A 13,133-nucleotide genomic window follows, 5' to 3' on the forward strand; every position below is an offset into this window, starting at 1 on the left:
TTATCCCTCGATAATCCTTACCCCAGCGCACTGCTGTCGCCGTTAAAGAGCGCCGTCATAATGGCCATCTCGCGACTGGCGATGGTCTCGAGGAACTCGTTGGCACGCCCCATCTGATGACACACCTGATAACCACGCTCGACAAAGGAGAAGAGCTCGCCAAGCCCCGCCAGATGGGCGGGACCAGACACCAGCTTGAGGGTTGCCCCCAGCAGCGGCTTTCTCGCCAGCCTGTCCAGCGTCATCCCAAGCTCGCTCACCAGCGCAATCTGATGTTCCCGGCGCGCCTGTTCACCCACGGCACGATAGGCGATGGTGTAGTGGTCCGGGGTGATGGGATCAATGCCATCAATGCGCCGCAGCGCCACCACCATCAGGTAGTCCAGCTCCTCGGAGAGGGCATCAAGCTCGATCGCTTGCGCCAGCACCTTGAGGCCGGACTCCGGCAACAGCCGCTCGGCGGTTGGCATCACCCGCATCACGTCCGCATCGCGGCGGGCACAATCCCCCGGGCCATAGAGATCGGTCAGGAAAAACTCGGCGGCAGGGCCGTAGCGGTCACTCTCCAGCAGATCACGATGGGTTCGCCCCAACCGGTCGGCCTGCCACTGGCGTAGCCGATCCCGATCCTGCTGATCTTCCGGGTGGGCACGCATCTGCTCGCGCAAGGCTGCAACCCGCTTGAGCTGGCGGTAGAGCCGACCCAGGGTGCTATCGTCGTCGTGGGCATGTTCTTGATGCGTCATCTACAGCTCTCTGGCCTTGGGCCCATTGATGGGGATTGGGTGATACGAAGATACAAGTGAATGAAAAACAAGCAGCTTTTGCTGACCGTTCCGTGACAAGTGTAGCGCGCACGGGGGAGGGAATAAATGCCATGTCCCGCTGATGGCCTGCATCCCTCTCGACTCTGTTAAGTGAGTCCCATTTATGTGAACCATCCTTTCATTTGTTGTGAACATGTGTTTAATATCAATAACTAACTTATGACCCAGAGTAACGACCATGTTCTTCAACTCGCTCGCTGGCAGCAGCGCACTCTCTATCATTCAGATCAGCCGTCAGCATCCGCTGGGACTGGCCGCCGCCCGGATCGCGGCCGAAGCCATCGCTGCGGACATGAGCGAGAGCTATCAACTCGATTGCGAATGGGCGGATGAAGAGGAGACCGAGCTTCGTTTTCGCGGCTCAGGGGTACATGGCACTCTCACCCTGGACGAAGATACCCTGGAACTGGAAGTGCATCTTGGTTTGATGCTGTTGCCAGTACGCAGCGTGCTGGAGCAAGAGATCCTCGATTATGTCGACAATCGCTTACCTTGCCCCAAACGTGTTTGAAACTCTTCGTTGCACTGGTTTTAAATAAACCAGCTGTAAACGATGGCTGTTTGAAATAAGTTGGCAAGCCATATGGTTTGTCAGATTTATTATCCAGCGAGGTCTCGATTCTATTTTTTAAGTAATCTTTCATCTTTATTTCATATTTCGAGTCGGCACTCATTAAAGTCATTCTGATTGCATCAAGCCTTCATCCGGATATGAGGGAAGGAGCAATTTGCCGCCTCGGTAAATTCATTTTGTAGGGAAACAACCATGCCACTGAGTGAATTTATCTCCTGCGTCGATACCGCCTGGTTACGCATGGACAGACCCAACAACCTGATGCAGATCATCGGTGTCCTGATGTTTGAAGGAGAGCTTGATGAAGCGCGTCTGCGGGCCGGATTGCGCCACACCATTTCGGTGCAACCCCGCTTTCACCAGCGGGCCGTGCTGGAGGGGGGCTCCTACTACTGGCGCCATGATCCCGATTTCGATCTCGATCAGCACCTCAAGCGAGTGATCCTGCCGGGTGAAGCAGGCAAGCTGGAGCTGGAGAAGCTGGTGGCCGATCTCGCCTCGACGCCGCTCAACCACCAGCGCCCCCTGTGGGATATGCACCTGACCGACACGTCGCTGGGTGGGCAAGCGCTGGTGGTGCGCATTCACCACGCTATGGGCGATGGCTTCTCGCTGGTGCGAGCCATGCTGACCATGATGGATAACACCCCGGAAGGGGCGCCGCGACCACCGTCACCGGAGCCACTGGATGACAGCGATGACGAGGATGATGAGGATTGCCACCAGGGCAGCCGTCTGGTGCGAGCCGGTCTCAAGCTGACCGGTAGCCTCTGGTCCAAATATGTCGAAGTGGTCACCCATCCCACCAAGGCGGTGGATTACCTCAAGACCGGGCGCGATCTGGCGAGCGAGCTGTGCAATATCGCCACCCTAGGTGATGACTCCCCCTGCCGCCTGCGGGGCAAGACCACCAGCACCAAGCGAGTGGCCTGGTCGGAACAAATTGATCTGCCGGATATCAAGGCAGTGGGCAAGGTACTGGGCTGCTCGGTCAACGATCTGCTGATCGCCGCCACCGCAGGGGCGTTTCGCCACTACCTGCAGGAGAAGGGGGATAATGCCAACAAGGTCAAGATCCGCGCCCTGGTGCCAGTCAATATGCGTGCACCGGACGATGAGGGGGCACTTGGCAACCGCTTCGGGCTGGTGGCCCTGGACTTGCCACTGGATGTTGAACACCCGTTGCAGCGGCTCTATACCGTGCGTGACCGGATGCAGGCGCTGCGCACCTCGCTGCAACCCGTGGTGGTGCTCAACTTGTTACATGCCCTTGGCATGGCCCCCAATGCGGTGCAACAGCAGGCCGTCGAGCTGCTCACGGCCAAGGCCAGCGCGGTGATCACCAATGTACCCGGCCCGCAGCAGACCCTCTATCTGGCTGGAGCAAAATTGCGTCAGCCGCTGTTCTGGGTGCCGCAATCGGGGGATATCGGCGTCGGCGTCTCCATCCTCTCTTACGATCACAAGGTGCAACTGGGCCTAATCACCGACAAGAAGCTGGTACCGGATCCGGATCGGGTGGTCGAGCGGTTTGCGGTGGAGTTCGAGCAACTGCTGTTGCTGGTTCTGATGGAGCCGGAGCTACTGTTTGACCCCAACGGACTGGATGCGCTGCTCGGTTGAGTGTGTACTTGAGCGACCGGTGACGGCGTAGCCAACCGGTCTGTACCCATAATAAAAGAGGCCAACCCACGGGTTGGCCTCTTGTTTTGTTGTCTATCCGTGGCAAGAGTGGCGGTTAATCCTCCAACTCTTCCCGCGCCGCCTCCACATCGAGACGTTCCATCGCATCCATCGGTTCGCATTCGGCCGCTTCGGCATAGAGGGCTTCGGCCGCTTTCAGGCGGCTCTTGCCGTGCAGCATCACCTGAGCGTTGGCGTACTCCATGCGGGCGATAGCCGATTCGGGGATCAGCGCCAGCGCCTCCTTGAAGTGACGCTCGGACTCCTCCTTCTTGGCGCCATAGGTGAGGCCGCCGATCATGGCCCCCAACTTGTCGACGATCTCCGCATGCCAGGCGCCAAAGGCAATATGGGCCTCGGCGTGATCTGGCGCCAGCTCCAGCGCCTTCTCAAGGCTTGCCTTGATCTTGTCGCCAATTCCTTGCGAGAGGGCCTTGGAGATGGAGATCACCTGGCTGTAGCGCCCGAGGGCCAGCGCGTGGAAATACCAGGCGTTGGCGTTCTTGGGTTGGCGCTTTTGCAGCTTCTCGGCATGGCTGGCCGCCCGCTCGAAGGCGGCGCGCTTGGCATACTTGTCTTCCAGCAGATAGCTGGCGTGGATCACCAGTGCCTTGTTTGCCACATTGAGGCCCGCCTCACCGGCCGCTTCGCCAAGGGCGACGGCCCGGGCAAAATCCCCGGCATGATAGGCCCGCCAGGCATCCTGTACCTGTTCATCCTCGGGCCAGGGTTCGGCATCCCCCTGATGGAGACGATCCCAGTTGTCCGCCAGCTTCTGGCCAGCATAGTCATAGGCCGCATCCGCGTAGGGGAAGGGGACAAATTCGAGTTGTGAAGTGGTCATGCTTGTTCTCCCTGTAGCATGTGAATCAAACCTTGTCGGTGTAGTGGTGGGCGAGGGCGCCCAGATGAGCGCGGGCATCGGCCCGCAAATAGGGGGCGACCAGTTGCATTACCTGAAAGACGCCGAGGGCGATATCGGCGTCCGCCTTGGGGTGCAGTGCCCGCTGGTAAGAGATCCAGAATGTGCCCACCAGCGCCACATTGGCCGCCAGCGTGCGCATCTGTTGCGCCGTGCCCTTCATCAGCCCGACCGTTTGCAGATGGTTGCAAATGGCGATGGCGGTCTGCTCCTTGCGGCGCAGCAGGGCGGAAAAGCGCTGTTCCACCTGATGATAACCACTCATCAGGGTCGCGATATCGTAGTAGAGGAAACGGTACTGCCATATGGCTTCAAACATCAGGTGGAGAAAGAGCCAGATATCTTCTGGCTCATCGGACGGGGTGCTGACCGCCTCCAGCAGGCGATCCATCTGCTGTTCAAATTCGCAGAACAGGGCGTTGACGATCTCCTCCTTATTGTGGAAGTGGTAGTAGAGATTGCCCTGGCTGATCTCCATCTCGGCCGCAATGGCCGAGGTGGTGACGCTGGGTTCCCCTTGTCGATTGAAGCAGGCGAGGGCAGTGGTCAGGATCCGCTCCCGGGTACGACGTTTGGGTTTGCGATCCATGCTACTCCTTTGATGATGAACGGCGCACGCCGTGGCGATAGCGTTTGGCAAGCCAGTGCTGCAACTGCTCCAGCGACTTGTCGAGGGCGGCGACCGAGCCAATGCCGGGGGCCAGCAGGGTGCGATCTTCATCGGCCAGCGCGGCCAGATTGAGCTCGAGGCCATGCTTGGCCAGCACCGGCGCCAGCTCGTCACGACGCAGCCAGAGATCGCGGCGGGTATGCTGGTAAGCGTGCTCGCAGAGGCGGCGGCGATCCCGGTAACTGAACACATTGGTGAAGAACATCTCGCCATCGGCTGAAGAGGGCTCAAACAGCAGGGCGTCAGCGTCGGGATATTGGTGTTTGTAGCGATCCATCCCCACATGCATACGGGAGTGGATGATGGCGCGAAAGGTCTGGGCCAATACCACCGGCAGACCGCTGTCCACCAGATTGGTCGGCGCGCCGGCGGCCATGTCCGCATCATAGGGCACCAGCGGATTGATGCAGAACACCAGATCCGCCCCCTCTTCCAGCGCTACCGAAGCGTGCAGAGTCTTGATCAGCGCCCCGTCCACATAGTAACGACCGTTAATCAATGAAGGGGGAAAGAGGCCGGGCAGAGCGGCCGACGCCTGTACCGCCGCCGAGATAGGCACGTCATCGAGCCCCGGGCTACCAAAGGCAACCGGATGACCGGTGTCGAGTTCGGTTGCGACCACAAACAGTCGGCTGCGCAGCTGGCGAAAATCGTTGCTGCGGCCGGGACGAGAGAAAAACTGGGTCAGGGTGCGATCTACCCCGCGGTTGTCGAACAGTCCGGTCGGAATGGCCTTGGAGAGCCCCTGCAGCGATTCAAACAGGCTGCGTTTCCAGGGCGCCGCCAGATAGTAGGTCAGGCTCTGCCACGCCAGCGGCGGGATCGAGGCCAGACGGTCGGCATATTCACGAAAGGCGGGGCGCAGCAAGGTAGCCGGGTCAAACATCTCCCCCGAGTCATCGCTGAGCAGGATCCGCACCAGCTTAGCCGGCGAGATGCCGTTGGCCAGCGCCGATGCCACCACGGCCCCCGAACTGACACCAACATAGATATCGGCATGGTCAAGGCGCAGGCCGTTGATGCTGTCAGAGAGGGCTGCGCAGGCACCGATCTCGTAGATGCCGCCGAGCGGCCCGCCGCCAGCAAGGGCAATTGCGATGGTACTCATAGCGTCGCCTCTCTATCCATGACATTCACCATGACAAGACCGGCCCAGCGCAGGGCATGGGCCGGTATCAATCACCTTCCGTCACCGCGAGGGATCAGGGCAGGACGCTCTCTGCTTTGGCCTTCACCTCTTTCACCGCATCTTCCGCTGCGGAGAGGAGATCGGCGGCCTGCTCAACTACGGCCTCTTTGGCCTTGGCTACCGGTGCCTTCTTTACCGGAGGCTTGCGGGCAGCGGGCTTTTTGGCGGCAGCCGGTTTGGCTTCAGCGGCAGGGGCCTCCTTCCTGCGCATCCAGCAGTTGCTGGACCACATCGGTCAGCTCGGCCATGCGCTTGGAGAGCTTGTCGATATCCTTGCGGGTCGGAATGCCGAGGCTGGCCACAGCGCGGGCCACGCGATCTTCAAACACCTGCTCCAGACGACCCCAGGTATTGGCGGTCTTGTCGGTCACAGCGGCAATCTTCTCATCTGCGCTCTGACGGGTTTTTGCTTGCAGCGCTTCACCTTCCTGCACCAGGGCTTCAAAGATCTTGCCACCCTCTTCCTGCGCCTTGGCATAGGCACCCAGACCCGCCAACCAGATCTGCTGGGTGGACTCCTTGATGGTGGAGGTGAGTTGGTTGTCGGTCACTGACCCTGCCAGCGCTTTCAATTTCTTAGCCATGATCTTCTCCTTGAATAACGACAGTTAAATGTAATGGCGACAACGAAACTGCATTCGGGTTGTGGCATTACTGATTTTTCAACTTCAGTCTAGGGACAAAAAATAGAGGGTTCTACCTAATAACGGAACAGGCACACCACCGAAATTAGGGTTTGCTCACGAACCGACAATCAAATTGCAGATTCCCATATGAATCGTGATATATCTAACAACCTAGTAACACCCTAATCAGTAGCAGGATTCTCTTTATGAACTATTTCATTACTGGCGGTAGTGGTTTTATCGGGCGTCGATTGATCAAAAAGTTATTCCAACAGCATCCCGACTGTACCGTCTATTTTCTGATGCGCGCCTCTCATCAGGAGAAATTGTCAGAGTTGTTCTCATTCTGGATTGTGGATGAATCGCGCGCAGTCCCGGTTTTTGGCGACATGACGCAACCGCTGCTGGGGGTATCGGTCGAGATGCAGGAGCAGTTGATCGGCAAGATCGACCACTTCTTCCATCTGGCTGCCATCTATGATCTCAACGCCAAGGCCGGGATCCAGCAGCAGGTCAACACCGAAGGGACCCGTCATGCTGTTCAACTTGCCGAGCGGCTGGGGGCGGGGCAGTTCCACCACTGCAGCTCCATCGCTGCAGCGGGCCTGTTCGACGGTCTGTTTCGCGAGGATATGTTCGATGAGGCCGAACACCTCGACATGCCTTACTTCCAGACCAAGCACGAAGCGGAAGGGATTGTGCGCAATGAGTGCACAGTTCCGTGGCGAGTCTATCGACCGGGGATCGTTGTCGGTGACTCCAATACCGGCGAGATGGACAAGATCGACGGCCCTTACTACTTCTTCAAGACCATTCAGAAACTGCGTCGTCTGCTACCTCCCTGGATGCCAGCCATCGGGGTGGAAGGGGGCCGTATCAATATCGTGCCGGTCAACTTTGTGGTCGATGCCATGGTGCATATCGCCCATCAGGAGGGAGAGGAGAACAAAACCTTCCACCTGACCGACCCCAATCCGATGCGGGTTGGCGATATGCTGAGCACCTTCTCCCGCGCCGCCCATGCGCCAGAGCCTGCGATCCGCATCAACGCCTCTCTCTTTAATTTCATTCCCCGCCACCTGACCGCCATGCTGATGACCATGGCGCCGGTGCGCCGCATCCGCGATGCCGCCATCGCCGATCTGGGTCTGCCCAAGGATGTGTTCCGCCTTATCAGCTATCCCACCCGTTTCGACAGTCGCGAAACTCAGCGGGTACTGAAAGGGACCGGTATCGAAGTGCCGCCGCTGCACAGCTACGCCTGGCGGCTGTGGGACTACTGGGAGCGTCACCTCGACCCGGAGCTCTTCATTGATCGCTCCCTGCGTGGTCGGGTAGAGGGCAAGGTGGTGCTGGTGACCGGGGCAACCTCTGGTATCGGCCGTGCAACCGCGCGCAAGCTGGCGGAGGCGGGGGCCAACGTCGTTACCATCGCCCGCGACGAGCAGAAGATTGCCGAGACTAAAGCGGAGTTTGCCGAGCTGGGGCTGACCATCGAGATCTATCAGGGGGATCTCTCCAATCTGGCGCAGGCCGAGGAGATCACCGCTCGCATCGTGGCCGATCACGGCGGCGTCGATATTCTGGTCAACAATGCCGGCCGCTCCATCCGCCGCTCCATCGAGGACTCCTTCGATCGCTTCCACGATCTGGAGCGCACCATGCAGCTCAACTACTTTGGCGCGCTCAAGGTGATCATGGGGGTGCTACCCACCATGATCGAGAAGAAAAAAGGGCACATCATCAACATCTCCTCCATCGGGGTGTTGACCAATGCGCCGCGCTTCTCCGCCTATGTTGCCTCCAAGTCGGCCCTCGATGCCTGGGTGCGTACCGCCGCCTCCGAGTTTGCCGATAAAGGGGTGAGCTTCTCCATCATCAATATGCCGCTGGTGAAAACGCCGATGGTCGCGCCGACCAAGGTCTATGAGCAGGTACCTATGATGACGCCGGAAGAGGCCGCCGATCTGGTGTGCGATACCATCATCAACAAGCATGTGCGACTGGCCACACGCCTCGGGGTGTTTGGTCAGGTGGTGCATGCCCTGGCACCTCGTGTTGCGCAGGTGATCATGAATACCAGCTTCCGCACCTTTGCCGATCCCAAGGATGGCGACAAATCCAAGGCCACCGCCGATCAGGTTGCCGTCTCGACCCTGATTAAGGGGATACACTTCTAACCGGGTGATACGATAAAGAAATCAACAGGGGCCTGAGCAATCAGGCCCCTGTTTTATTTGGAATAACAGTTGAAGGTCGAATAAGGAGAATCAGACTCGGGACAGCAGATCAAGCAGCAGATCAGTCGTGCGACGGGAGTAGAGCAAAGAGAGATGGCCAATGGCGGGCAACTCGATATCTTCCATTCCCACCAATCGTTGCCGCTCCTGCGGCATCACCACATTGTCGTGACTGGTGCGCACCGAGATGCCGGGCACGCAAAGCGGCACAGAGGCAAAACGCTGCAACCAGCCGGAACCGGGCTCCATCTCGCGGGCATTGGCCCCAAGCCCTAGGGCGGCAAGCTGACTCCCCTGATGAGGCGTAGCCAGGGTGATCAGGCGCACGACCTTGTCACCCCCATGGAGAGCCAGATAGTCGCGGCAGACCAGCCCCCCCATGCTGTGACCGACCAGCACCAGCTTGTCAGCCCCGGTCTGCGCCAGCACATCGTCAATCCGGGTGGCCAGCAGCGGCACCATCTCATCGATATGACCAAATGGTGGCATCAGGGTAATGGTGGCAACCACATGGCCTGCGGCTTCCAATCTGGCGCGCTGGGTGCGCCAGATCCCGCGACTGCAACCGTAACCATGCACCAGCAATACGGGACGCTGGCATGGACGCAGCCGATCGGGTGCCATCAACAAAGGCTCGAACGGTAGCAACAAGGTGAAGGTGTAGAGGTAGGCCAGCATCTCCTGCGCCATCATCTTTACCCGGCGCCCGAGGCCGATAGCCGGGGAGGGGTAGAAGCGGGTAAACAGCCAGCTGCCGAGCACCACCAGACAGCGCAACCCAAGCAGGGCAAACACGACAAACAGCAAGGTCAGCAACCAAGGAAGTCCCACGACCAGGTGGGCGATACTCCCGAGGAGCAGCACCTCTACCATCAGCAGGATAAACAGGTGTCGTACGATCGTCATAAGGCCATGATCCGACCAGTCAGGCGTGGAAGTCAAATGGCACTTTGAGACAGCTTGATCCAGCGCGGCTTTTGTCGCTAAACCCCGGCGAACTCTTTTCCGGTGAGGTTATTTGCAATACTGTATATCCATACATATACTCTATCCATCATCACCAAGAGGAGGCCATCATGGCTGTCGAGATCAAATATGTGGTTGTTCGTGGGGGAGTGGAAAAAATGACCTTTGCCAGCAAAAAAGAGGCCGATGCCTATGACAAGCTGCTGGATACGGCCGATGAGTTGATGACCCTGTTGGCTGGCGCCCCGATCGAGCTGGCGCCAGAGCAGCAAGAGAGTCTGGCATTCTACCTGGCAGAGCAGCGCGATGTGCTGCAAACCCTGCTGCGCGGCGGCAAGGTTCAGGCAGGCACGAAAGAGGAAGAGGCCCCAGCAGCCAAGCGCAAGGAGAAGCCACTCAAGCAGGTGGCCTGATTGCACAGACCTTATTTCTCGGGATAAACAGCTCGCAGCATTCACTTTATTTGCATTTAAAACCATTTTTACGGCTATTTACCCCGAGAATTTTTTAACAACGGTGCATATCCAATGCATAACTGAATAGCGAGCACCACTGCGCGACATCAGCCTGATCTATGAGGAAATAATTGAGCAAACAGTGGAGAGAACGTTATCCAGATCGCTCCCGGTTACCTTAATCAGCAACAACAAGAGGTAGTACCAATCCCAACAGAAGCCGCATTCATGTATCACGAGCCCTTTTCTAGCAACTCGGCTCACAGGCTCATATCGACTCATCTCAGCATCAACAAGCAACACCATGACTCAACAACCATTATCCTTGCCGCCAGCCATGCCGCTGTTTGACAGCCTTATCTATCTGGAAGCTGGCAATCCGCAGGTCAATCAGTACCTTGCCAACCTCAGCCTCAATGATGTGCCCGATGCCGGGCTGGTTTACGAACTGGCGGTTGATTGGCTGCTGGAGCAGCGCAACAGCGAAAACAACTACAAAACCTATCGCAGCGAACTGACCACTTTTTTGCACTGGTGCTTTCGCGAGGCGGCCATCAGCCCGAAAGATCTCACTCGCCGCATCATGATCCGCTATCTCGACTACTGTCAGTCCCCCCCTGGCGAGTTGATCGCCTATCGCAACGTGGCGCAGTTTGTCCTCGACAAGGAGTGGGGAGAGCGGTTGCCCAATCCGCAATGGCGACCGTTTCTCGGCAAGCGGGAGCTGGGCCGCACCTTGCCCTATCGCCTGAGCGAGCAGGCGATGAAGACCAAGCTCGCCATCCTGTCGGCCTTCTTCCAGTTCCTGATCCAGGAGGAGTACATGGACAGGAATCCCGCTCTGCTACTGCAGCGGGTCAAACGGCCGCAACAGCTGGAGGCCGATGATCAGGTGCAGGCCTTCAGCGAGTTGCAGTGGTCATACGTGATGCAGGCTGCCGATACCCTTGCCAACGACCATCCGGAGCAACACGAGCGCAGCCGTTTTCTCACCATTCTGATGTACGCCTGCTATCTGCGGATCTCTGAGGTTGCAGCCCGGCCGGGCTTTACCCCTGTGATGGGGCAGTTCAGGCGGGATCGCAAAACCGGCGTCTGGGGCTACTTTATTCCGCAAAGCAAAGGGGGCAAACGGCGTACCGTAGCGGTATCCCAAGCGCTGCTGGCGGCACTCGAGCGCTACCGCCGTTTCCTCGGTCTCTCTCCCTTGCCGACACCGGATGAACAGACGCCACTGTTCGTTCGTCATAAAGCGGCAGCCCACGGCCGCGAGCAGGGGGAGATCAACGCCAACCTCGGCATTCGCCAGTTACGGGATTTGATCATGGTGATCATCGGTAAAGGCGCAGAATTGGCAGAGCAGGATGGATTTGTCCAGGATGCGGCCGAAATGCGGCAACTCTCTCCCCATGCGATCCGCCACACCGGGATCACCCATGACATCAACCTGCATGGGCGGCCGCTTTCCCATGTACAGGCCGATGCAGGACATGACAGCATCGACACCACTTCGAAATACCTGCACACCAGCCACAGTGAACGACATGAGAGCGCCCAGCAAAAGCCGCTGGACCGACTGAACCAACAAGTGAGAGATAACGTTCGCAAAAGCTAACGAACAACGTGACATTACCCTGATTTGTATTGACTGCTCTTAGAGCACAGAATGGCTTGTTTGGGATGTCATAGAAGTTGGTGCAGCGATGTTGTACTTCTCTGGATGGCAATCGGTTCAGGGAATATTTGTGGCTCACATGGATGATTAAGAATAGGCACCTTCTCATCTGCGGCATACATATTTATCGCGTAACAGAGAAGCAAAAAAACAAAATTGCTTGCTGAAACACCGAGACCACCCGATGCCGAAAGCTAAGTAACATGCCGGAAGCAATCATATTCGGATTGAACAGCGCCTTGTTATCACACTTGCATATCCAGTCATCATTGGTGATATTGATGTCAATATTAACGAGAAGCCAAGGAGCGGATATGCAAGTGGCAGTGGTGGAAAAGACCTTCAGGATCGTTGGCAAAGGGTCGCTCATGGCCCAGTTCACCTTTATCTCTTCAGGCACACTGCATATCTGGTTTCCGGATGTGGGCCTGCAGATGGAGGCCCACTGCAAAGAGTTGCGTATCGAAGATTGCACCATTATCTATACCAATGGCCTCCATCATGGCCAGCCCAGAGCACTCTGGTCCTTAACCCTCCATCCCGACGATATGAACGAGCTCAAACGCATATTGCAGCAGTTTAACAGCAACCTCTACTTGACCTGCCAGCCACCCACATTGGCCATCGCCAAACGTGCCTTGAATATGAATTGACCCGACTTCCAAAAAAGTCGCAATCATGCCAGCCACAACAATAAGCTGTGAGGATTAAGGGGAGGGGAATCTATCGCGATAGTCGGCATTTTTATGGCTGTTTTACAAGAAGGAGTATCAATATTTCCAGAGAGAGACCTCTCAAGTAGGGGACAGATATTTCCAAGAATATTCACGGTAATGACGATAGTTATAACGGTGAAAATCAAACATAACGCTCAATAAGTGAGGGGGATTCCGCACAACGGATTGATTTAATAGTGAACTCTTGTCTCAAAATGGGACATTTGTGGTTTCAGAATATCGACTAAGGGGAGGGGACATAGTTCCAAGAGATGTTAGGGTACAGCTAAATGAGCAGTTGGTTGAACTCGCCAATTCCTATTGCCAACACTATGGCTCCAAGCACGATGCATTGTCTGCTTTAGGTGAGGATCTTCTTCGTTTGGCAGATCAAGGTGTCCATGATGGTTCTTCGTCATGGATCGCATTAATACAGGAGTTGTGTCGCCGTAGTGGTTAAATCCACTCAACGTTATCTCTCACATAGATGCCGATAAATGGGGTTATCGGCATCTCCATGCTATTGATCACTTGAATCATTTTTTTTCCAGCTCCATCTTAACTTGGCCTATTTACTTCTTCATGGAGAA

General features: G+C 56.9%; 11 protein-coding genes and 1 pseudogene. 6 read left to right on the plus strand and 6 right to left on the minus strand.

Going from position 1 to position 13,133, the window contains the following annotated elements; translation table 11 throughout:
• Positions 1-17 precede the first annotated feature (17 nt).
• Positions 18-746: an FFLEELY motif protein gene (locus ACTG2O_RS14870; RefSeq protein WP_439976233.1), complete on the minus strand. Its 729-nt coding sequence runs from the start codon at positions 744-746 to the stop codon at positions 18-20.
• Positions 747-1,005: 259 nt separating this feature from the next.
• Between ACTG2O_RS14870 and ACTG2O_RS14875 the strand changes: the two genes are divergently transcribed.
• Positions 1,006-1,338 (plus strand): polyhydroxyalkanoic acid system family protein, encoded by a 333-nt coding sequence (locus tag ACTG2O_RS14875; RefSeq protein WP_019446402.1) that lies wholly within the window; start codon positions 1,006-1,008, stop codon positions 1,336-1,338.
• Positions 1,339-1,593: 255 nt separating this feature from the next.
• A complete protein-coding gene (locus tag ACTG2O_RS14880; protein ID WP_019446401.1) occupies positions 1,594-3,024 on the plus strand; it encodes a wax ester/triacylglycerol synthase family O-acyltransferase in 1,431 nt (476 codons plus the stop codon).
• Between the two features lie 115 nt (positions 3,025-3,139).
• On the opposite strand, the gene ACTG2O_RS14885 is transcribed toward ACTG2O_RS14880, so the two are convergent.
• The 4 genes and pseudogenes from ACTG2O_RS14885 to ACTG2O_RS14900 form a co-directional block, all read right to left on the minus strand.
• Positions 3,140-3,928: a hypothetical protein gene (locus ACTG2O_RS14885; protein ID WP_111901103.1), complete on the minus strand. Its 789-nt coding sequence runs from the start codon at positions 3,926-3,928 to the stop codon at positions 3,140-3,142.
• A gap of 25 nt (positions 3,929-3,953) precedes the next feature.
• Entirely contained in the window at positions 3,954-4,595 is a 642-nt protein-coding gene (locus ACTG2O_RS14890; protein WP_019446399.1) for a TetR/AcrR family transcriptional regulator, read from the minus strand.
• Position 4,596: 1 nt separating this feature from the next.
• On the minus strand, positions 4,597-5,784 hold the full coding sequence (locus ACTG2O_RS14895) for a patatin-like phospholipase family protein (RefSeq protein WP_019446398.1): 1,188 nt from the start codon (positions 5,782-5,784) through the stop codon (positions 4,597-4,599).
• Positions 5,785-5,878: 94 nt separating this feature from the next.
• Positions 5,879-6,449: pseudogene (locus tag ACTG2O_RS14900) on the minus strand (phasin family protein).
• A 248-nt stretch (positions 6,450-6,697) separates the two neighbouring features.
• Between ACTG2O_RS14900 and ACTG2O_RS14905 the strand changes: the two are divergent.
• Positions 6,698-8,671 (plus strand): SDR family oxidoreductase, encoded by a 1,974-nt coding sequence (locus tag ACTG2O_RS14905; protein ID WP_439976237.1) that lies wholly within the window; start codon positions 6,698-6,700, stop codon positions 8,669-8,671.
• A 90-nt stretch (positions 8,672-8,761) separates the two neighbouring features.
• Here ACTG2O_RS14905 and ACTG2O_RS14910 read toward each other — a convergent pair whose 3' ends face one another.
• Positions 8,762-9,637: an esterase/lipase family protein gene (locus ACTG2O_RS14910; protein ID WP_019446396.1), complete on the minus strand. Its 876-nt coding sequence runs from the start codon at positions 9,635-9,637 to the stop codon at positions 8,762-8,764.
• Between the two features lie 170 nt (positions 9,638-9,807).
• Here ACTG2O_RS14910 and ACTG2O_RS14915 point away from each other — a divergent pair, with 170 nt between their 5' ends.
• The 3 genes from ACTG2O_RS14915 (at position 9,808) to ACTG2O_RS14925 (ending at position 12,480) form a co-directional block, all read left to right on the plus strand.
• On the plus strand, positions 9,808-10,110 hold the full coding sequence (locus tag ACTG2O_RS14915) for a YebG family protein (protein ID WP_005333111.1): 303 nt from the start codon (positions 9,808-9,810) through the stop codon (positions 10,108-10,110).
• A gap of 379 nt (positions 10,111-10,489) precedes the next feature.
• Positions 10,490-11,767, plus strand: coding sequence for a tyrosine-type recombinase/integrase (locus tag ACTG2O_RS14920; protein ID WP_019446395.1), 1,278 nt, complete (start codon positions 10,490-10,492; stop codon positions 11,765-11,767).
• Between the two features lie 374 nt (positions 11,768-12,141).
• The gene (locus ACTG2O_RS14925) at positions 12,142-12,480 is read left to right on the plus strand and encodes a hypothetical protein (RefSeq protein ID WP_005333109.1); all 339 of its coding nucleotides are present in this window, start codon (positions 12,142-12,144) and stop codon (positions 12,478-12,480) included.
• Positions 12,481-13,133 lie beyond the last annotated feature (653 nt).

The sequence above is a fragment of the Aeromonas sp. 61P genome (assembly GCF_051919545.1).
Classification (GTDB): Bacteria; Pseudomonadota; Gammaproteobacteria; order Enterobacterales; family Aeromonadaceae; genus Aeromonas; species Aeromonas veronii.